This is a genomic window from Desulfitobacterium metallireducens DSM 15288 (assembly GCF_000231405.2).
Lineage (GTDB): Bacteria > Bacillota > Desulfitobacteriia > Desulfitobacteriales > Desulfitobacteriaceae > Desulfitobacterium_A > Desulfitobacterium_A metallireducens.
Map to the genome: position 1 here is coordinate 2,559,601 of NZ_CP007032.1, position 20,496 is coordinate 2,580,096.

Here is a 20,496-nt window from a genome sequence, read left to right on the forward strand (position 1 = left end):
GCACCTCCACACTATTGGCCCAGCGTTCCAATTTGAACTAAGATCTTCGTAACATTCGTTTTTGTAAAACGTCCCACAACTTCGTAACGTTCATCTCCATGCTCATCAATGAACGTTTCCACCACGGGTAACGTATCGATTTGGTGCTGCATTAATTTTTTAGCAGCTTCCAAAACAGGTTCATCAGACATTGTCATGATGATATTGGGCATGCGAGTCATGATCACACCCACTGGCACTTGTTGCAGGTCCGTCTTTCCTAAGGCGGCTTTCAGTAAATCTTTTCGTGAAATCATACCCAAAAGTTCATGTTCTTCGGAGACGACAATCAGACTACCGACATTTTGGGTAAACATCGTGACAATCGCATCATAGTTACTTATATTCGGTCTTATCGCGGCCGGTATAGACTTAAAGTCCCCAACTCGGAGCTGACGTAACCGTACCAATAAAGCAGAAGGTTCATGATTCTCTTTGTAAAAATAACCGACTCTCGGACGAGCTTCTAAAACCCCTGCCATCGTCAGTATCGTTAAATCGGGACGCAAGGTGGCTCGGGTCAAGTCCAACTTTGTTGCAATCTGTTCCCCTGTAATCGGACTCGAATTTTTCACAATTTCTACAATACGCGTTTGACGTTCCGTCAATTCCAACCCGCTTCACCCCAATCCAAAATTGCCTTTAACTATCGTCTCAATTTAACGTGTAATTTAGATATATGTTGGGCTTAATGCAAATGTGACATACTAATTTAAATGTAACACTTAATTATTCCACACAATTTCGTGATTTCCTGCAATATATTATTCAATATAAAAATATTTTTATGCATACTTCAGAGTATAATTTTTGCTTTAATCTAATTAAAGGTTACTCATCCGGTATAACCACAAATGCAGTCGCTATATAGCGTTCACCGAAAGGATCCGAAAGTTTATTAATAACTTTTCCATTATATATTAGTTCTGAGGAAGAACCTCCATCTAGATTGGCTGCATTAACTGCCCCATATTTTAAGAAAATATTATAAAGATCGCTCATACGTGCACCCAAACTCCGTGTGGGTTGTCGACCATCAATTACGATAAAAATTACAGTGCCATCGGCTTTCTGTCCGATAGCTGTTCTTGGTGCGAGTCCCCATTGATTGTCGTTAAAATCGCCTCGCTTTCCATCCTTTACCAAAACCGGCCAAAATGAAACCGCTTCCTGGATGTTTTTCTTTTTGACGTCATCCGCTGTGATTTGACCAACGAATAATTTTCCTTTATTATCAAGCGCTACTATATCTGTACTATTGTTGCCTATATTGTTATGTACAATCTCTCCATTATGCACTGTAAGTCCATCGGGATATGCACCATTGCCTCTACCGTCCAGATCGTAAAATCCACCAGCAGTTACTCCCGCAATAGCTCCTGTGTCTCTAACAAAGTCACTTATCCGTTCTCCTGTGTCGCCTATGTTCTTGGTAACAGCTACTTGAATCCATTTTGGGTCCTTTATCAGCATTACCTTCCCTTTAAAACCATTACCCTCAATATCTTCAATGGTAATACCGTCAACATCTGCATCTACACTCTGAACTGTTACATTAGAACCCGATCCAACACTATTATTTTTGTTTATTATTTCATTGATTTTTTCATCGGAGAGAAAGGCCTTAACAACCTGTGGATGCCTTGATGTGAGAACGGAACCTACAGCCACACTTTTTAAAGTTTCAAATGGACCATAGAAGATTATAAAGGGAGAAAGAACTACAGTAAAAACTAAATTAAAGGCTATAAATATTATAATCATTTTAAGACGGACTTTACGTTTGAACATCGGAATACCTCCTCTGGATAGATAACTCGTAGCATCAGAAGTTCGGTTCAAAAATCCCTTTGCTTGATATCCAGTATTATATTCCACAAAATCTCCCGATTTCCCTCCTAAAATATCATAATTTTACTTAATTTGGATTTATAGCCGCAGATTGCCCTTCCAACTCTAAAAAACGGTGGACAAATTCTTACGAATCTGTCCACCGTTTCTATCACTAACTTATTCATTTTGGCCTATTTTTCAAAGTGATTTAGGCCAAAACACTCAAATCTCCTAAGCAACCGAGTATTTCTACACACTCGCTCAAGAGCGCCAGTCGCGCTTGTTTGAGTTTTTCATCTTCAACCATAATCATGACAGCTTCGAAGAGTTTCTCAATGAACGGAACGAGTTCCGAAGCGACATGATACGCCTGATCATATTCTCCCATCATCACGAGATTATCAAAGCGCTCTTTGCGTAAGGTAATCGCTTCCGAGAGCGTAATTTCAGTCGGATCCACTAAATCTTTGCTATTTAAAGCCTGAGTTTCAACCTTTTTGCTCAAGTTCAAGCAACGAATAAAGGCTTGCGTATACGGAATGAATTCCGGAGTTTCGCGTTTTTCAGTGAGCACTGAAGCTTTTTTAGCTGTACGCGTCATGCTGTCGCCAGCGTTAGCCAACACCGCATCAATCGTGTCATAACGGAGTCCTTGCTCTTGAAGAACGTAACGCAGGCGCTGCAGGAAGAAATCATGGAGTGCGGGCAAGATTTCAGCCAGAGGTTCAAGTTTAACTCCTTGTTGATTAAAGCTTTCATAGGAGGTCGCGAAGAGCTTCTCCAAGGAAATATCCCAGCCTGCATCAAGGAGAATTCCCACAACCCCTTGGGCTTGTCGACGTAAAGCATAGGGATCCTGAGAGCCCGTCGGCTGAAGGCCAATTCCGAACGACCCGACAATAGCATCGAGTTTGTCTGCAATACTTACCACTTGACCGGTAATCGACTGAGGAAGCACATCTCCCGCAAAACGCGGTTGATAATGCTCTAAAATCCCAGTCGCAACCTCTTGAGGTTCTCCGTTTAAGGCTGCATATTCTGCACCCATAATTCCTTGGAGTTCTGGAAAATCGTAGACCATCATCGTGACAAGGTCCGCTTTGGCTAGGAGTGCTGTGCGATCGATCCACAATTTTTTCTCTTCGCCAAGACCCAGTTGTTCTGTGATGGCGTGTGCCAGTTGGCGTATCCGCTCAACACGCTGACGTACCGTTCCGAGCTTATCATGGTAAACAATCTTTTCGAGTTTACCGACCAAATCAGCCAAAGGTTGTTTCTGATCCTCGCGATAATAGAAAGCAGCATCTTCTAAACGGGCCTTCAAAACCTTTTCATTTCCGGCTTGCACTTTATCTAAAGCATGGGTACCGCCGTTGCGAACCGTAATAAAGTAGGGTAACAGTTTGCCATCTTTTCCACGGACCGGGAAATACCGTTGATGATCTTTCATTGGAGTCGTAATCACAGCCTCGGGCAGATGCATATATTTATCAGCCACTTCCCCCATCAACGCTGTGGGGTATTCCACGATATGCATCACTTCCTCGAGCAACCCGGCATCCTCATCAACCGTTCCAGCAACTCCTTGGGCTAATTTTTGAATCTGTTCCCAGATCACTTTTTTCCGTTCTTCTGGATCAACCATAACATAAATTTGGCGCAAATCCTCGACATAGTGTGCAGGCTCCTTAAGCTCAAGATCATGGCCCAGGGTCCGTTGACCCCGAGTCACTCGACCCGATGTCAAACCGACAAATTCAAAAGGAATCACTTCTGCTCCATAGAGTGCAACAATCCAGCGAATCGGACGTGCAAAACGGAAATCAAGATCTGCCCAGCGCATCGGTTTCGGGAAATGCAGGCCGTTAATGAGATCTAAACAAAACTGAGCTAGAAGTTCAGCGGCAGGTTTTCCCGCTTCAAATTTACGCGCATAAACATAAGGAACTCCATTTAAGTCTTGGACAAAGAGATCCTTCGTCTCCACACCCTGTCCGCGGGCAAACCCTTGAGCTGCTTTGGTCGGATTTCCTTCCGCATCATGGGCAGCTTTGAGCGCAGGACCTTTTACTTCAGCGGATAAATCCGTTTGTTTTTCTGCAAGATCGGTAACCTGTACCGCCATCCGACGAGGGGTCGTATAAATCTTCAACTCCGAAAAATCTAAACGTAACTCTAGGAGTTGCTTGCGAGCTTTATCTTCAAGCTGCTGTAACACGCCAGGCGCAAATTTAGCAGGGAGTTCTTCTGTTCCAATCTCTAATAAGAAATCTTTTGCCATCTTATTTAACCTCCTTGTCGGCTTGATCTTTAAGGAGCGGGAAGCCGAGTTTTTCCCGTTGTTCCACATAGGCTTGGGCACAGAGCTTCGCTAAATTACGGACTCGGGCAATATACGTTGTACGCTCCGTAACACTAATAGCACCTCGAGCTTCCAGGAGGTTAAACGTATGGGAGCATTTAAGCACATAGTCATAAGCTGGCAAAACTAAACCTTTTTCTACGACGCGAGTGGCTTCCTTTTCATACATATTAAACCAGGTTTGAAGGGATTCGATATCAGCCACTTCAAAATTGTAATGAGAATAGTCGATCTCGTTTTGTAAATAAATATCCCCATAGGTTACATCGCCGACATACTCGATATCGAAGACGCTTTCTTTATTTTGAATATAGGTGGCTAGTCTTTCCAATCCATACGTGATTTCCGAAGAAACCGGCTTACATTCAATTCCCCCGCATTGCTGGAAGTAGGTGAACTGAGTCACTTCCATCCCATCAAGCCAGACTTCCCAACCGAGTCCCCACGCACCAAGGGTCGGGGATTCCCAGTTATCCTCAACGAACCGAATATCATGTTCTTTTACATCAATACCAAGCCGCTCCAAACTCTGCAGGTAAAGCTCTTGAATATTATCTGGTGAGGGTTTTATGATCACTTGATACTGAAAATAATGCTGTAAGCGGTTTGGATTCTCGCCATAGCGGCCATCCGTTGGACGCCGTGAAGGTTCAACATAAGCAACCTTCCAGGGTTCCGGACCAAGGGCCCGCAAAAATGTGTTCGGGTTAAAGGTTCCCGCTCCTTTTTCCATATCATAAGGCTGAGCTAAAATACAGCCTTGTTCACCCCAAAACTGATTCAGGGTCAAGATCATATCTTGAAATTTCATAAGTTAACCTCCCTATTATTATAAAAATAACTCTCACCCCCGTAGCCTAAGCTACAGGGACGAGAGTTTTTCCCGCGGTTCCACCCTGTTTGATCCTCAAACGTAAGGATCCTCTTCGTTAAAAGTGCTCCGAGCTGCCCCAATTCGCCAAAACCCACCTAGTTTCCACCACCACCAGGCTCTCTAAAGGGATCGTTGAATCTTCTACTCATCCTTGCACTGAAAAATCAGTTTGAATTTATTATATGCCATTTATTCGCTAATTTCAACTTTCTCGTTTTCTGAGAATTCATCATCAGGGACGATCACGGTTTTAATATCGTAAGGATACTCATCGTATTCTTCTACTTCTTCCGTTTGTTCCTCCATAGAATCTACTTCGAGTTCATAATGATTAACGGCTGCTGTTGCTGCACCTATAAGCCCAAGCATTCTTAAAGTTGGGCGCTTCCAAATCGTGTATGCCAAAGCGATTCCTAAGGGAGCCGACATGCTCAGGAGTGTTTTATCCTCATGTTTAAGATTAAGCTGAGTTTTGTTCAAACGTTTCATCTGCTTCTTAACGCCATCGATGAACCATCGGCTAGCCCCGTCTTCTTCTTTATGTTCTTTTTCAAGTTCAGCTAAGGCCTTAACGAGATCTCCTTGATTCGCTTCTAAGGCAAAACGTGCGCGCTCATAACTTACGCCCATACGCTCACGCAAAACATCAACTTTCTCCAGTTCTGTCCACAATATTTCGCTCATCAACCTTACCGCCCTTCCCACTCAGATTTTGTCCCACATTTGCCAAACGGTTCCCCATACTCCATGACTTGAGTCTTTTATTAAAGGTCTGTTCACAGAGAAATTGAAGACTGGTTACAATCTCTTTTTTCATTCCGTCATTCCAGCGCAAGCGATCCAATTTTGTGACATCGCTTGTTAAGAGCTGCCTCATAAAAGCAACACTCCCTGCTTGGAGCCACCGCCCGAGTCTTGCGTTATCCCCTAAACAGTCACTACAGACGACTCCACCCTCTTCTGGACTAAAGTAGATACGTATTCCATGAATGGTTTTCCCACAGACTGCACAATCCAACAACTCGGGACGATATCCCAAATACGTCAGCAAACGTAAAGCATAAGCACTTTGCAAAAGGGCAGGGTCAATATGCTCCAAAAGAAAAAAGCTAGATAAAGTTAGGGTAAATAACTCAGGATAAGGCTGACCCTGAACCGTTCCAATATCCAGCAACTCTGCTATAGCCGAAGCTGCCAAGCTCTTATCTAAATCACCCCATATATGAGAAAAGCTTTCTTTAGGACTAGCCTGATTGACGGTATCCAGCGTTCTCCCACGATAGATCAAAAAATCGGCATACGTAAAGAGTTGTGCTCCAGCCCTCTGTTTGCTTTTAGGTTTTCGAACTCCCTTAGCCACGGCGTGAAGTTTACCCTGTTCGCGTGAAAAAAGCGTTAGTAAGCGGTCTGATTCACCATATTCCCGACTTCGGATCACCAACGCATCTGCTTGGTAAACACTCAACGCTTACACCTCATTATTGTTCGTCATTCGCTGACTAAGTATACTTGTTAGCTTATTCTTGCTACTCTTTGATGAGCTCAATCCCAGCGCTAGCTCCTATTCGCTCCGCGCCAGCTTCGACGAGTTGTAAGGCCAATTCGCGCGTCCGAATTCCACCTGAGGCTTTGACTTTGACTCCCTCGCCTACCCAAGCCTTCAGATTGCGGACATCCTCAACCGTGGCCCCGCCACCCGCAAAGCCCGTCGATGTTTTGATGAATTCCGCACCAGAGTGTTTCACGATTTCAGCCGCTTGATGTTTTTCTTCTTCAGTGAGAAGACTCGTTTCAATAATTACCTTAACGACAACCCCACAACAATGTGCAGCTTCCACGACGCGAACGATATCTTTTTCAACGGCTTCCCAGTCTCCTGACTTTGCCCAGCCGATATTCATAACCATATCAATTTCGCGTGCTCCATGGGCTTTCGCCGCAAAAACCTCAGCCACTTTTATCTCCGTTAGGGTCGCGCCTAAAGGAAATCCAACCACAACCGCTACCCCAATACCTGTCCCATGAAGAATTTTCGAGGCTGTACGCGCATAGGATCCATTCACACAAACGGTCGCAAATTGGTATTGCTTCGCTTCGTGGCAAAGTTTTACAATATCCTTCTCTGTCGCGTCAGGCTTCAGTAACGTATGGTCAATCATTCCTGCTAGATTCATTCCGACAACCCTTCTTTCTTCGATTTAACTTCTTACACTTCATGATTATTTACGATCGGAATAACCAAACTCTCGCAAATTCTCAGCCTTGTTCCGCCAGTCTTTTTTTACCTTTACAAAAAGCTCGAGGAAAACTTTACTCCCAAGCAAGGTCTCAATATCGTGCCGCGCGAGACTCCCGATCTCTTTTAAAAGTTTCCCGCCTTCACCAATGATAATTCCTTTTTGCGAATCTCGTTCCACAATAATGAGAGCCCGAACTTTGACGAGCGTCCTCTTTTCTTCAACGGATTCGACAACAACAGCAATGGAATGAGGAACTTCATCACGAGTCAATTGCAGAACTTTTTCTCGTACTAATTCCGCCATAATAAAACGTTCAGGCTGGTCGGTAACCTCATCCTCAGGATAATACATCGGACCTGCAGGGATTTGATTAAAGATAACCTTCAATAATTCCTCTTTGTTCTCTCCCGTTTTAGCTGAAAGTGGCACGATGGCTAAAAAGTCAGCAAGTTTAGAATAGTCTTCGATCAACTTTAGAACGTGTTCCTTTTTGAGGAGATCAATTTTGTTTAAGACGAGAATACAGGGAGTTTTAACCTGCTTTAAAGCGTTGATAATATACTCTTCACCACCGCCAAATTCAGCAGAAGCATCAACCATATATAACACAAGGTCGACTTCACGTAAGGAATTCATGGCGCTATCCACCATAAATTCTCCCAATTTATGTTTTGGTTTATGGATTCCGGGGGTATCGAGAAAAATGACCTGTCCCCGCTCCTCCGTAAGGATACATTGTATTTTATTACGCGTCGTCTGAGGTTTATCGGACATGATCAGAACCTTCTGCCCTAAAAGTTGATTGAGAAGGGTCGATTTTCCTGCATTGGGGCGTCCTATGACCGAGACAAAGCCAGAATGAAATCCGGCAGATTGGTTCGTAAACTTCAAAATATTACACTTCCTTGTTTCATTATAATTTTTAATTTTTATCTAAAATCGTTCTTTTTATTCATCTATAAAAACTCTGGTCCAAAAGAATCGGGAAGGAGCGTTTTAAGATGAGTCAGCTGTGTTTCTCCTTGCCCATTAACTAAGATAACCAGACAGTCCTCAGCAAATTCTCGAAAAACCTGACGGCAGGCTCCACAAGGGGAGGGAAACGTTTCCGTCGGAACGGCTATTGCAACAGCCTTTAGCTTTCTTTCGCCTTGCGCTACAGCCTGAAAAATGGAGTTTCGTTCTGCACACACTGTTAATCCAAAACTCGCATTCTCAACGTTGCATCCCGCGAAAATTTCCCCCGATGACCACAACGTGGCCGCTCCGACCGGATAATGCGAATATGGAACATACGCCTCAGCGTAAGCGGACTGAGCCAGGCGAATGAGTTCTTTTTGATCTTCAGGTGTGATTTCCAAATCATGCTCCATTTTAACACCTCCGAATAGATATAGCTCGGGCTCAAGTATCTAGACTTGTCCCCAAAAAACACCGAAGAATTTTGATTTGCATAAGGGAACGGATTCTAAGCGAGTGGATACCAGACTTCGCGAAAAGTCCGTCGCGGAAACGGGTTGGAAACAGGACGTTTCCAAACTGGCATGGAGCCAATGACGGCGACTTTGCCAGTGTCCCGATGGAGCAAAGGACTTGAGCATTAGTCTGGTCCACGAACTTACAGAGTGACCGTTGCATAGCAAAATTCTGGAGAATCTTAAATTCTACTCTAAGCTATACCTTATCCATTCCCATAACCGCGGACCGAAAAGAATGACTCCAATGACCACCGACTGAAGGGCAGTCACCAAAACTGCGCCTGCAGCAACATCTTTTGCCATTCCCGCAATCGGATGAAAATTTGGCTCCGCTAAATCCACAACAAGTTCGATAGCCGTGTTCATCACTTCAGCCGTAATTACACTTCCAATGGTGAGGACAAGTAAAACCACTTCTATCCGAGTAAGGTGACACCACCAGGCTGTAGCCAAAACAAGACTACCCGCAAAGATATGAAATTGGAGATGTTTTTGTGTTTTCGAGGAATAGAGAATTCCCCGGCTAGCCTGGCCGAGACTCCGCCAGAAGGAACGGGTTTTCTGATATTTCCCCATGAATCCCCCACCCTTACTCTCTCAAGAGGCCAATTTGGTTCATGACCGTTTCTTCCTGGCGGCGCATCTCGGCTTTATCCTCTTCAGCTTCATGATCATACCCGAGTAGATGTAAGGTTCCGTGTACGGCTAGGTACACCAGTTCCCGCTCAAAGGAATGCCCATATTCTTCAGCCTGTAATCTCGCTCTCTCCACAGAGATAATGATATCTCCCAAAATCTCATCCTCAAAATCGAGGATTTCAGGTTCTTCCTCTACCTCATCCTGGAGCGCAAACGAAAGCACATCGGTTGGGCGATCGACTCCTCGGAACTCTCTGTTCAGCTCATGGATGCGTCGGTCATCAACGAGTGTAAGACTCACTTCAGCTTCTTCTGGGCCCTCAGCAACCCGAATGGCTTCCGAAATGCCCCGCTCAAAATAGCCTTGAATCCGTTCCCGCTCAACTTCGGGAATCGTCTGTTCTTCCCAATTGATATCTAATAACAAATTCTAGGAGTTACCCCTAAGGCAACTCCTCCCTCCCTTCGTTTTTAGGTTCATTATCCCTCTGGTTTGTTTCCTCTGAAGGATCCTCTAAAGTATATCCCTGGACAACTTCTTTAGAATCCTCTTCTTCCTTAATCGGCTCACTTTCCGTCGCACCCGCAAGTACGGGCAGTGATTCCTCCGTTTTCTGAGGGAGGTCCGGATATTCAACGCGGGAATGGAATATTCCCGTCAGGACTCGCACAAAAGCGGTTGCAATCTTATCCAGGTCGCGGAAGGTCAGATTGCTTTGATTGAGTTGATCATTATTAAGCTTGTCCTTAATAATTTTCCGAACCAATCCTTCAATTCGTCCTGGAGTGGCTTGCTTCATCGAACGGACGGCTGCCTCAATGCTATCCGCAAGCATGACCAGAGCCGCTTCTTTGGTTTGAGGTCGCGGTCCTTCATAATGAAATGTTTCTTCCTGAATTTCAGGGTTATCTTCAACTGCTTTATGATAAAAGAAGCTGACTATGCTGTCTCCATGGTGTTGCGAAATAATATCTTGAATCGATTGAGGTAATTTTTCCTCTTTCGCCATTTCCAACCCATCTTTAATATGGGAGGTAATGATCAGTGCACTTAACGTAGGAGCAATTTTATCATGAGGGTTATCCTGAGCAAATTGATTTTCAATAAAGAAATAGGGGCGTTTGAGCTTCCCGATATCATGATACATCGCTCCGACACGTACCAAAATCGCATCGGCTTCAACTTCTTCAGCAGCTGCTTCCGCCAGATTGCCAACAAGGATACTGTGATGATAGGTCCCCGGAGCCTCCACCAGTAAACGTTTAAGGAGGGGACGATTAGGATTGGAAAGTTCCAACAAACGGATACCAGACGTAATATGGAAAGCCGCTTCAAACCAATGCAGTGTTCCAACCGTGAGAACAGATGAACCCAGTCCATTCACTACGCCAAGTATAACGCCCACAAGCCATACTGTAGGACTCATCCCTGAAGTCAGAGCGATTGCACTGACCGATATGATATTTACTGCAGAGATAAATAAGCCGGCACGCGCTAAATCTGACCGCTGACTTAAACGTGAAACACTATATACGCCAATAACTCCACTAAATAAAGCCACAATAGCCACTTGTAAACCATAAGAAGTGGTCACAATGGGATCCGCCAAAATTCCAACGAAGACCGCTAAAATAATGGAACTTAAAACCGCCGTCTCTGGATCCACTAAAATTGCAATCGTCATCGTTGCCCAAGCTGTAGGTATGAGGATCCCCACTAGCGCATTAAATTGGGAACCTCCAAGATTTAAAGCCACAATTCCTTTCCCAATAAGCAAGACCAGGACTATACTCAACCCGACTAAAATCATTTTAGGAAACAGTTGTGAAATATGTCGTCGGTACTGACGCGCATAAAGTATCATCGATAACATACTGATTAAAACGATCAGGAGAATTCCGGCAACAGAACGCCAAGGTGAAAGGGTTTCCACCAATCCATAAGACGCTAAAACTCGCATCACATTCTCGTCCACAATCTCACCGGGCCCGACAATTTTCTGGCCCACTTTATAACTATGCACTTCAAGTTTTACTGAAGCGCGAGCAGCTTGTCGTAAATTTCCGGTCGCCGTTTCATCTACCAGTAACGTTTGCTGCGTGATCTTAGATTCCACAAAGGTTCTCAAGAAGGTCTTAAAGTCATCCGTCAAAGGCGCTTTATTAATATCCTGCTTCATTCGATCACGAAGGGTCGCAACTTCATTGGCGTCATGCGCTCCAGTATCACTTCCCCTAGCATTCCCCATAATAATTTGGGTGGCAATTTGCTCCTTTTCATCAAGAAGTTGAGGAGAGGATTGAACTAAACTTGTCAAAACCCCATCCGTTAAAGCCGCAAAGGGGATCGTTTGACGAAGCTTGCTAATCTTGGCCGGATTCTCTTCTTGACTATTAACCGATTCCCCAAGCGCGATAAACGCTTTACTTAAATCCTTAGCCACACTGGAAAGATAATCTTCATCCGGTATATAAACGGGTTTGACTGCTTGAGCTGCTGCATCCTGATCGCGCCGATATTTATCATAGTCCTCAATATCTTTTGCCCAAGGTGCCTTAATCAGTTGTGGACTGGGATCTCCCAAATCGATATTCAATCTCGAAGTAAAAAGTCCAGAAGATAACAAAAAGGTAAATAGCAGAAAATACACCACAGCGGCAATCAGGGGCTGCCAAGTGGTGTTTTTCTTGAAATCAGCTAAATCTTTTAATGGCCTTAGTTCTCTAATCTTCAAATACATCCTTCTTTCACGAACGGGATTCTAGGAACGATCCCGCCGGCCTTCTCTTGCTTCCATTTGTTCATAGGCCTGGATAATTTTTTGCACCAGAGGATTACGAACAACATCGGCCGCTGTAAAGTAATGGAAAGAAATATCAGGAATATTCTTTAAAATGTTTTGCACTTCAACCAGTCCTGAATAATGGCCCCGCGGTAAATCGACTTGGGTGATATCCCCAGTCACAACCGCCTGAGAAGCGAAACCTAACCGAGTTAAAAACATCTTCATTTGTTCAGGTGTCGTATTTTGAGCTTCATCCAGAATAATAAACGAATCATCCAACGTTCGACCTCGCATATAAGCAAGCGGCGCGATTTCAATTGTTCCTTTTTCAATATACCGTTGAACCGTCTCGGGACCTAAAAGATCGTACAAGGCATCATAAAGAGGCCGAAGATAGGGATCGATTTTTTCCTGAAGATCACCCGGCAAAAAGCCCAATTTCTCCCCTGCTTCAACAGCTGGACGCGTAAGCACGATTCGATTGACCTCCTTGGCCCGTAGAGCGCGCACCGCCATGACGACGGCCAAATACGTTTTGCCCGTTCCTGCTGGACCTATGCCAAAAACAATGGTGTTTTTATCAATCGATTCAAGATAATCCGCCTGTCCTAAGGTTTTTGCCTTGATCGGCCGCCCCCGGTGAGTCGTCGCAAAAACTTTAGCAAGCGTATCCGCCATTCCTGAATCTTGTCCCTCTTCAACCTGGGAAATGATATATGAAACATCAGTTGGGTTTAAATTATGGCCTTGTCGGATCATTGAAAGAAGCTCCTTGACCGCTTTCTCCGTCTTGTCCACTTCTTTCATCTCACCGCTGATGACCATTTCTCCCCCGCGAACAATACAACGCCCTCCTAGACGTTCTTCTAAAAGACGTAAATGGGCATCTTCTAATCCCAGTAAATTCATTTCTTCAGCAGTATTGTTCAAAATAAGCTTTGATTCTTTCGTCAATCTTTCGCCTCCATTTACGGATTCGGATACACCGCTAAATCTTCATAGGTTTCTGTTTCTACGCGAACTCGCTCCATTCCATCACTGGTAGCTAAGACCCGCACCCGCTCTTCAATGATACTAGCCCCTGGGGAAATCTTTGATAATATTTCATCTTTGGCCTGTTTCTCGGCAATCTGTTGAGCTTCTTCTTTAATTCGTTCAAAATGCACGGTCTCTAATTCTTTATAGGTAATGGATAGTATTTCGACAGGGAAATGCCAATTCCTCCCGAACGTATAAGCGTGAATCTTAACTTCTTTCGTCACTTGATCAAACGGCGATTCGGGTGTTGTTACCATTATGACACGGTTACCGAATTTTATACCCCAGCCTTTAGCACTCCGTCCACTCTCTTCGATCTTATCTTCACTCAAAGGGACTGTTGCTTCAGATGTATACCAAACACGAGCCCGAGCAAACCCTTTCGCGGCAGGAATCGCTTGAGGCAGGGTTGGATTAGGCTTCGAAGCAATACCCGGTTTAGGCTGAGCCGTCGGATTATCTAGACTCACTGGAGCCTCAATTAAAACCTGACCTGCTTTCACCGTTTCCCCTTCGTGAACTAAGGGAGTTCCCTGAATAACCATCAATTCGTGAATGATTCCTGTCTTGTTCGCGACAAGATTTCCGCGTTCGGTCTGTACGACGGGTCGTATTTTTTCTTTAACATTAATATTTATTCGCGTTCCTTGATGCTCAATTCCGATCCAGGCGGCATCCGGAAATTCTTCCACTAAAGCTTTAACAATTTCACGAGTATTCACATCTTTTTGCCAAACCCAGGTTTTAAGTCCGTGCATTTCAGCGCTTTGCAGAAGCTGTTCCTCTGGAATCATCTTAACTCCCGTCACTTGAATCGATAATACCATTTGGGATAGAGCAATAAGGCTCATTCCAATAATGAAAATCCCTGCCATCAACGTTTTTCTACGCCACCACCGAAGGGCAATGAAAGGCCAACCATACTTTGCGAGAATATGGATTCGAGTATGGGTATGACGAGCGGCATGACGCAATTTCTTAAAATCCTCAATACTCACCTGAGCTTTAAGCCCTCGTTCCGATTTCTGAGTTTTATAGAAAACAACACCATCCCGAATCCCTTCATTAACAAAGCGAGCGAGTTGATCTCCGCGCGCAGCAAAGATGACCCGTCCATGATAAAAGGGGCCAAACTTCACAAGCATTAGCCTTCACTCCCTCCCTGAAACGTGAGAGAATCGAGCTCACCCTCGATACGCAGTTCTGTCGCCAGAACCGTCTTTAAGATAAAGCCGCGACCCGTTAAACAGAGTTCCCCTTCAAGCGTACTTAAACGGATTTCCTCAGTCGTAAACTCCACGATGTCCTGATAATTTTCGACCAGAACCTCCTGGCGTCCAGTTATCGTTATCTTTGGGCCGTTGCCTGCGACATCCGGCGGAAAATCTAAAGCTTCTCCTACATTCTTTGAAAGTTTATCAAACATAGAAAGACTCCTCCCTTCTAAACCATGTTTATGAAGAGAAGAGTCAAATTAGTCCAAGCCTGTGGGACAAAATCGTTCTTGTTATGAATCACTCCCTATAGTAATCTTCTTTTTCTTTTGAAGAAGCATCTTGATAATGCGTAATTGTGACCCCTTCTAAACTTCCAATTTCAAGGATCACTTGCTTCATATCCGTTTTATCTGAAGCGCTTAACTTAAATGCAACTGGAATATCTTTTGAATTTTTAATGGGGAGGATTGAAACATGTTTTATAACTATTCCATTATTTTCGATGATCGTTCCAATTTCCTTAAGTTTAAATTCATTCGATATTTTTAGCCTTAATACTCGATGATGTCTATAGATGATCTTTTCCCAGAAACCATCAAGTATTAAAAATACAAGAAATGTAGTAACTAAGGCTGAAATATACATACCACTTCCTGCAGCCATACCAATCGCTGCTACTACCCAAATACTCGCTGCCGTTGTTAATCCTTTTACGGTTGGTCCTTCATGTATGATTGTCCCTGCTCCCAAGAAGCCTATCCCTGTTACAATATTTGACATAATCCGTCCAGGGTCTTGATTTACTGTATCAAAGGATTTAAAAGCGTATACAGAAATAACGGTTACCAATGCTGAACCGAGTGCAACCAACATATGCGTTCTTATCCCAGCGGGTTTATTTATTTTTTCTCGTTGCCAGCCAACAATTCCACCCAGGATACACGCTAATATCAATTTTAGAGCAATTTCATAGTCGTAAGTCATCAATCAAAACACCTACTTCAATCTATATTAATATTATAGCAAATAAAATATACTCCGTCATATTATATAAATCCTAACATCATTTCAGCAAATCAGGAAATACTGTTTAGCGTAGATAAATATGATCACTATAAGGAGGCGTTCTTTTTGAGCAAAGATGAAGCAAGAAGAGAAGAGTTAACCCATAAATTTCCTGATGTGGACCAGCATTTTCAAGAAATCAAGAAAGAGATCTATGAGCCTCAAATCGATCGATTAGGGGAAACTAAGAAGGAACAAAAAGGACGAGATAAAAATCAATAAAGCCGAAGTTAATTGTTCCAATAAAAAAGGAGAGCTATATGCTCTCCTTTGAATTACCCCTGACTCCTCACTGACTTAGCGGGCTTAAAATAAGCGACTAACGCTGGGATTAAATAAATCAAATACGTTGTAACCAATACGATATTCGGATTGTCTCTGTAGCCAAAGATTGCCTTGAGTAAACTACCGGCCGTAGAGTCTTGGCTCAGGAGGGCTTGAGTATTCCAGACCTTGAACCCTTCGCCAATCCAACCCACTTCTTGGAAAGCATGTATCCCATTAGAAGCAAGACCGGCGGCCATGAAGATTAACAACAAACTCATCACATTAAAGAACGCCTTGAGAGGTAAACGATGAGTTCCTCGATAGATTACATAGCCAACAATCGCAGACAACCCAAATCCAAGGATCGTTCCTTCCCAAATTTGACCTCCAGTTGAGGTTTGAGCTGCTCCAGAAATAAAGAGAACCGTTTCAATACCTTCTCGTATAACCGTTACAAAGGCTAAGGTAGCCAGTGTCCAACCCGAACCGTGTTTTAACGCGTCCTGTACCTTTAACTTAAGTGAACCGCTTAAATCTGCACTTTGGCGTTTCATCCAGAGAGTCATCCACGTCAAAATAACGACCGCTACAAGCATAAAGGTTCCTTCTAATATCTCCTGAAAATCTCCCATTTCCGTCTTTCCTAGGACAAAAAAAATGACTACACCTGTAAGAAGACTCACTAGTGCGGCCGCTGCTGTACCCAGCCACACCTTACCTGAAGCACGAGATGCACCAAGTTGTTTAAGATACGCTAATATAATCGCCAAAATGATTGAGATTTCTACCCCTTCACGCAGAGTAATAATAAACGTACTGAACATGTATCTCACTTCTCCTCTAGCTTCTTTTAAATTTCATCTCGATTTTCGATGAACACTTGATCATATTACGGATCCTGCCGCGGTTCAGAATCCTTCTTATGTTTCTCGGGATTATTGATAATGATTATCACTATCATTCATTATACTGAGAATGCACTGTATGTCAAGTATTCCTTATCATTTTACTCGGAATTATTTAACTAAAAAAAGCGGGGACACCCCCGCTCTCAAGACACAATTTATGATCTATTTCTTAAGGCTCTTTACTGTCAGGAGAACCCGCAAAATCTCTTCTGGAGATGGCGGACAACCCGGGATCTCAACTTGGACAGGTAAGACCTCCCCAATTCCCCCGTTTGTTGCATAAGCTTCCTTGAACACGCCACCATTAATCGCACAATCTCCGACGGCGATCACCTGCTTCGGATGAGGTGTTGCTTCATAGGTTGCTGCCGCGGCCTGGAGGAGCTGAGTCGTCATGGGTCCAGTACACATCAAAAGATCAGCATGCCTTGGAGACGCGACAAAATCAAAGCCATACTGTTGGAGATCATAGATTGAATTTAATAAGGCCCCCATCTCCCAGTCACATCCGTTACAGGATCCGCAATCTAAATGCCGAATATGCAAAGACTGATTCGTCCTGCCTGCTTCACTTTGTCTTTCCGTCAGTCGGCCTGTTTTTAGACTCCGCTTTAATAACTTCCACATCTCTTTTTCTCCTATACACGTTGTTCATTCTAACGGTCACAGCAACTATAACACAGTTCAAAGCTCTTATTGATTAAAGGAAAATCGGGAACAATGTTACCGAGGACAGCTAAGGGTACTGCCGGCCAATTCGCATAAGCTGCTGAACGAATCCGACAACGATAAATCTTCCGGTTCTCATCAACCATTAGCCAGACAGCATCTGTCCCCCGTGGTGATTCAGCACAACCCCAAGCAAATGAGTGCGGTTTCGTATTTGTTTCCCAAGCTTTCCGAAATTCGCTTTTCCCTTGTTCATGGGTCTGCTCATTCGCTCTTTCTTTCCAGTCCCTCAAGTACTTCATCTTTTCCAAGAGAACTTCTAAAAGTTCAAAGCTTTGCTTCACTTCACGAGAGCGTACTATAAGGCGTGACATGACATCACAATCTGCTTCAACTTGAGGCTCAACATTTAGCTCAGGATACAATAGATAAGCATGGCACTGCCGCCAATCTATTGCTACTCCAGAGGCTCGCGCCGCAGGACCAGTTACTCCTAAATCGATAGCACTTTCATGTTTTAAGACACCGGTTGTCACTGCCCGCTGACGGAAGCCGTCATGCTCCAGAATCAGAGAAATCCAATCCTCAGAGTCCTCCCTAATCTCGCGTAGACGTTCCGCTAAGATGCTTGTTTGTTCTTCATCGGGAATCCTATCTACTCCACCCGGTACTACCGCACCTCTCAAAAAACGATGTCCGAATATCTCTCGATTCAGTCTTTGGACGTGTTCTTTAGCCTGAAGGCCATTGGCATTGCCGAGCGCAAAACCCACACCGGCACACATATTGCCAATATCTCCAAGGTGATTATATAGCCGCTCCAATTCTGCTAAAACAGTACGCCAGCCTAAAACCGTATGAGAGGGTTGAAATCCTGCCAGCTTCTCGACCGCTTCACAATAGGCCAAAGCATGACTGACCGTGCACACCCCGCAGAGATGCTCAATTATCGCTAAGCCCTCAAAGAGGTCCTTCCCTTCAAGAAGTTTCTCGACTCCTTTGTGGGTATAAAACAATTGTGCTTCGATGTGCAAAATTGTCTCGCCAATCGTTTGGAAACGAAAATGTCCGGGTTCAATAATTCCTGCGTGGATCGGACCTACTGAAATTTCAAAGGTTCCTTCTCCCTGGGCAGGAGAAATCGGTAATTCTCCTGGCACGAAACCCTTATTTTCTAAGTAATTTGCCTCTCGCTTGCGCAACGGAAAGAATCCCTCTGGCCAACCGGGATGGAAAACTAAGGGACGCGGGTCAGGGTGACCGACTGCTTTCAGTCCGAATAAATCCTGAACTTCTCGTTCAGACCAATTTAACGCAGGCCAAACCGCCGTCAAAGATGGGAAACTGTCTTCAATCCCTCGAGAGGCCAATGTCAACGAGAAATCCCCGCTCCAATGGAGCACGAGGTAGATAACAAAACCCTGTCCAAGCTGTCGCTCATCATTCACCGTGTGAATAAGGAGAATCGGATTTTCGCCCTGAGAGCTTACGCGGAGATCATTGAGCACGCTTGGAAAACGTTCAGACTTAATCCAGACAAACCCTTCCTGCTTCGTCCACGAAACAATCTCAGAATCCTCGCACGCTTGAAAGTACGCTCGTAACTTGTCCATGATCTCCACCTCCTTGAATAATCTGCACAACCTGCCAAAGCGCCTGATTGATACTTTCCGGAATAAACAGACCTAGAACAAGAACCCCTAAAACTGGAACTCCAAGAAGGAGAGGCTTCCAACTTTCCCCTGGAGTTTCGTGTTGATGTTCATAGGGCTTCCCGAAAAGCATGCCCACAAAGTGATAGAGGAAGCCAGCAAAAATAAGGGTCAGAAAGAGTGAAGCGAGAAAACCAAGCACCGGGTGACCAGTACTAAATAATCCGGCTAAGATACTGATCTCCGAACGAAATGTTCCAAATGGTGGTGTTCCTGTAATGGCGAGAAAGCCCAACAGAAGGAGAAATCCCGTATAAGGCCACAGCGAAATCAGTCCACGGATTTTTAGAATTTGACGTGTCCCCGTCTTGTGCACAATTCTCCCTACGACCACGAAGAGATTAGCTTTCGTAAGGGCATGCAGCAATAAATGCAAACAGGCGCCCCAAATTGCCAGAGGTGTTCCCAATCCGAACCCAAGCGCTAAAATCCCCATATGTTCCACACTGGAATACGCAAGCAAGCGTTTAATATCTTTTTGTAAAAGAATGAATGCAACCATAACACCAAGCGAAATAAGTCCGAACACCATCAAGAGATTCCCGGAAAAGTTCGGTCCGAGTGAGGTTTGCCGGACAATGATATGCCAACGCAGAATAGCATATAACGCACAGTTTAAGAGAACCCCGGACAAGAGAGCACTTACGGGTGACGGAGCCTGACTGTGCGCATCAGGAAGCCAAGGATGCATTGGCGCAAAGCCAACTTTAGCCCCGTACCCGATAAAGGCAAAAAGGAAACCGAGTTTAACCAAGGCCGGATCCAATTGCAAAACCCACCCTTGGAGTAAACGCCAATCAAGCGACGCGAGGCCGTATCCATTGACTTGACCCGCTGCCGCGTACAGAAGAAGCGTTCCAAGCAAAGCAAAACTAATTCCCACTGAACATAAGATGATATATTTCCACGCCGCTTCAATGGCCGCTTTTTCACGGTAGAACCCGACCAAAAGTGCGGTTGCCAAGGTTGTCCCTTCAATTCCGACCCAGATGAGTCCTAAATTGGGAGTACTGACCACCCAAAGCATCGTCCCAATAAACATCCAAATCCAAAAATAATACCAACGCAAACGATTACGGGGAACTTTTCCTTCCTCCACCTCAAGTTCCATATAGTGCAGGGAAAATAAGACCACATAATCAGCAATAATGACGATAACGCTTAAAAGCAAAGCGCTGAGAGCATCCCAATAGAAAAAGCCATTCCAAATACTTTGGGGACCCTCACGAAAAACCTTGAAGACAATATTTCCTGCTAACCCTGTTAGACTCAAAAGAGCTAGCCCATTTAAGCCCCTCAGATACGGCCGTTTAGCCGAAAACATCATAGCGAGAGCTGCCAGGAAGGCAATAACTACAAACATTAGCTT

21 protein-coding genes are annotated in these 20,496 nt (G+C 44.3%); 1 reads left to right on the forward strand and 20 read right to left on the reverse strand.

Features of this window, described 5'->3' with window-relative positions:
• Positions 1-11: 11 nt before the first annotated feature.
• The 16 genes from ccpN to DESME_RS12560 all read right to left on the reverse strand — a co-directional run bounded on the left by ccpN (position 12) and on the right by DESME_RS12560 (position 15,490).
• A complete protein-coding gene (ccpN, locus tag DESME_RS12485; RefSeq protein ID WP_006715913.1) occupies positions 12-653 on the reverse strand; it encodes a transcriptional regulator CcpN in 642 nt (213 codons plus the stop codon).
• 217 nt (positions 654-870) lie between these two features.
• A complete protein-coding gene (locus tag DESME_RS12490) occupies positions 871-1,830 on the reverse strand; it encodes a phosphodiester glycosidase family protein (protein ID WP_025248806.1) in 960 nt (319 codons plus the stop codon).
• Between the two features lie 250 nt (positions 1,831-2,080).
• Positions 2,081-4,153: a glycine--tRNA ligase subunit beta gene (gene glyS / locus DESME_RS12495; RefSeq protein ID WP_006715911.1), complete on the reverse strand. Its 2,073-nt coding sequence runs from the start codon at positions 4,151-4,153 to the stop codon at positions 2,081-2,083.
• Between the two features lies 1 nt (position 4,154).
• Positions 4,155-5,045: a glycine--tRNA ligase subunit alpha gene (gene glyQ, locus DESME_RS12500; RefSeq protein WP_006715910.1), complete on the reverse strand. Its 891-nt coding sequence runs from the start codon at positions 5,043-5,045 to the stop codon at positions 4,155-4,157.
• Between the two features lie 252 nt (positions 5,046-5,297).
• Positions 5,298-5,792: a DUF4342 domain-containing protein gene (locus DESME_RS12505; protein WP_006715909.1), complete on the reverse strand. Its 495-nt coding sequence runs from the start codon at positions 5,790-5,792 to the stop codon at positions 5,298-5,300.
• A complete protein-coding gene (gene recO / locus DESME_RS12510) occupies positions 5,755-6,573 on the reverse strand; it encodes a DNA repair protein RecO (RefSeq protein ID WP_006715908.1) in 819 nt (272 codons plus the stop codon). Before recO ends, DESME_RS12505 begins: the two co-directional genes overlap by 38 nt.
• 61 nt (positions 6,574-6,634) lie before the next feature.
• A complete protein-coding gene (gene deoC, locus DESME_RS12515; protein ID WP_006715907.1) occupies positions 6,635-7,282 on the reverse strand; it encodes a deoxyribose-phosphate aldolase in 648 nt (215 codons plus the stop codon).
• A 45-nt stretch (positions 7,283-7,327) separates the two neighbouring features.
• On the reverse strand, positions 7,328-8,239 hold the full coding sequence (era, locus tag DESME_RS12520) for a GTPase Era (RefSeq protein WP_006715906.1): 912 nt from the start codon (positions 8,237-8,239) through the stop codon (positions 7,328-7,330).
• Positions 8,240-8,304: 65 nt separating this feature from the next.
• Complete coding sequence (locus tag DESME_RS12525) at positions 8,305-8,721, reverse strand: cytidine deaminase (RefSeq protein ID WP_006715905.1); 417 nt, start codon at positions 8,719-8,721, stop codon at positions 8,305-8,307.
• Positions 8,722-9,012: 291 nt separating this feature from the next.
• A complete protein-coding gene (locus tag DESME_RS12530) occupies positions 9,013-9,402 on the reverse strand; it encodes a diacylglycerol kinase family protein (RefSeq protein ID WP_006715904.1) in 390 nt (129 codons plus the stop codon).
• Between the two features lie 13 nt (positions 9,403-9,415).
• On the reverse strand, positions 9,416-9,892 hold the full coding sequence (ybeY, locus tag DESME_RS12535; protein ID WP_006715903.1) for an rRNA maturation RNase YbeY: 477 nt from the start codon (positions 9,890-9,892) through the stop codon (positions 9,416-9,418).
• A gap of 16 nt (positions 9,893-9,908) precedes the next feature.
• Positions 9,909-12,200 (reverse strand): HD family phosphohydrolase, encoded by a 2,292-nt coding sequence (locus DESME_RS12540; protein ID WP_006715902.1) that lies wholly within the window; start codon positions 12,198-12,200, stop codon positions 9,909-9,911.
• A gap of 27 nt (positions 12,201-12,227) precedes the next feature.
• On the reverse strand, positions 12,228-13,205 hold the full coding sequence (locus DESME_RS12545) for a PhoH family protein (protein WP_006715901.1): 978 nt from the start codon (positions 13,203-13,205) through the stop codon (positions 12,228-12,230).
• A 14-nt stretch (positions 13,206-13,219) separates the two neighbouring features.
• Positions 13,220-14,434, reverse strand: a complete 1,215-nt coding sequence (gene yqfD, locus DESME_RS12550; protein WP_006715900.1) for a sporulation protein YqfD — start codon at positions 14,432-14,434, stop codon at positions 13,220-13,222.
• Positions 14,434-14,715 carry a YabP/YqfC family sporulation protein gene (locus DESME_RS12555; RefSeq protein WP_006715899.1) on the reverse strand — a complete coding sequence of 94 codons (282 nt, stop codon included), beginning with the start codon at positions 14,713-14,715 and terminating at the stop codon, positions 14,434-14,436. Before DESME_RS12555 ends, yqfD begins: the two co-directional genes overlap by 1 nt.
• 88 nt (positions 14,716-14,803) lie before the next feature.
• Positions 14,804-15,490: an MgtC/SapB family protein gene (locus DESME_RS12560; protein ID WP_006715898.1), complete on the reverse strand. Its 687-nt coding sequence runs from the start codon at positions 15,488-15,490 to the stop codon at positions 14,804-14,806.
• A gap of 147 nt (positions 15,491-15,637) precedes the next feature.
• On the opposite strand from DESME_RS12560, the gene DESME_RS16115 reads away from it, so the two are divergent.
• Positions 15,638-15,793: a hypothetical protein gene (locus DESME_RS16115; protein ID WP_006715897.1), complete on the forward strand. Its 156-nt coding sequence runs from the start codon at positions 15,638-15,640 to the stop codon at positions 15,791-15,793.
• Between the two features lie 53 nt (positions 15,794-15,846).
• Here the strand turns inward: DESME_RS16115 and DESME_RS12565 are convergent, their stop codons facing one another.
• The 4 genes from DESME_RS12565 to DESME_RS12580 all read right to left on the reverse strand — a co-directional run bounded on the left by DESME_RS12565 (position 15,847) and on the right by DESME_RS12580 (position 20,490).
• Positions 15,847-16,662, reverse strand: a complete 816-nt coding sequence (locus DESME_RS12565; RefSeq protein ID WP_006715896.1) for an FTR1 family iron permease — start codon at positions 16,660-16,662, stop codon at positions 15,847-15,849.
• Between the two features lie 246 nt (positions 16,663-16,908).
• Positions 16,909-17,373, reverse strand: a complete 465-nt coding sequence (locus DESME_RS12570; RefSeq protein WP_006715895.1) for an NADH-quinone oxidoreductase subunit B family protein — start codon at positions 17,371-17,373, stop codon at positions 16,909-16,911.
• Between the two features lie 29 nt (positions 17,374-17,402).
• Entirely contained in the window at positions 17,403-19,028 is a 1,626-nt protein-coding gene (locus DESME_RS12575; RefSeq protein WP_006715894.1) for an NADH-quinone oxidoreductase subunit D-related protein, read from the reverse strand.
• Entirely contained in the window at positions 18,985-20,490 is a 1,506-nt protein-coding gene (locus DESME_RS12580) for a hydrogenase 4 subunit F (protein ID WP_006715893.1), read from the reverse strand. The genes DESME_RS12575 and DESME_RS12580 overlap by 44 nt, the downstream gene beginning before the upstream one ends.
• Positions 20,491-20,496 lie beyond the last annotated feature (6 nt).

Excerpts from the sequence above, each read along its gene's own strand:
- DESME_RS12560 (WP_006715898.1), bottom strand. The coding sequence starts at position 15,490 with ATGACTTACGACTATGAAATTGCTCTAAAATTGATATTAGCGTGTATC.
- DESME_RS12490 (WP_025248806.1), bottom strand. The coding sequence starts at position 1,830 with ATGTTCAAACGTAAAGTCCGTCTTAAAATGATTATAATATTTATAGCC.
- DESME_RS12580 (WP_006715893.1), bottom strand. The coding sequence starts at position 20,490 with ATGTTTGTAGTTATTGCCTTCCTGGCAGCTCTCGCTATGATGTTTTCG.
- DESME_RS12570 (WP_006715895.1), bottom strand. The coding sequence starts at position 17,373 with ATGTGGAAGTTATTAAAGCGGAGTCTAAAAACAGGCCGACTGACGGAA.
- glyS (WP_006715911.1), bottom strand. The coding sequence starts at position 4,153 with ATGGCAAAAGATTTCTTATTAGAGATTGGAACAGAAGAACTCCCTGCT.
- glyQ (WP_006715910.1), bottom strand. The coding sequence starts at position 5,045 with ATGAAATTTCAAGATATGATCTTGACCCTGAATCAGTTTTGGGGTGAA.
- DESME_RS12565 (WP_006715896.1), bottom strand. The coding sequence starts at position 16,662 with ATGTTCAGTACGTTTATTATTACTCTGCGTGAAGGGGTAGAAATCTCA.
- DESME_RS12555 (WP_006715899.1), bottom strand. The coding sequence starts at position 14,715 with ATGTTTGATAAACTTTCAAAGAATGTAGGAGAAGCTTTAGATTTTCCG.
- deoC (WP_006715907.1), bottom strand. The coding sequence starts at position 7,282 with ATGAATCTAGCAGGAATGATTGACCATACGTTACTGAAGCCTGACGCG.
- DESME_RS12530 (WP_006715904.1), bottom strand. The coding sequence starts at position 9,402 with ATGGGGAAATATCAGAAAACCCGTTCCTTCTGGCGGAGTCTCGGCCAG.
- DESME_RS12575 (WP_006715894.1), bottom strand. The coding sequence starts at position 19,028 with ATGGACAAGTTACGAGCGTACTTTCAAGCGTGCGAGGATTCTGAGATT.
- DESME_RS12505 (WP_006715909.1), bottom strand. The coding sequence starts at position 5,792 with ATGAGCGAAATATTGTGGACAGAACTGGAGAAAGTTGATGTTTTGCGT.
- DESME_RS12525 (WP_006715905.1), bottom strand. The coding sequence starts at position 8,721 with ATGGAGCATGATTTGGAAATCACACCTGAAGATCAAAAAGAACTCATT.
- yqfD (WP_006715900.1), bottom strand. The coding sequence starts at position 14,434 with ATGCTTGTGAAGTTTGGCCCCTTTTATCATGGACGGGTCATCTTTGCT.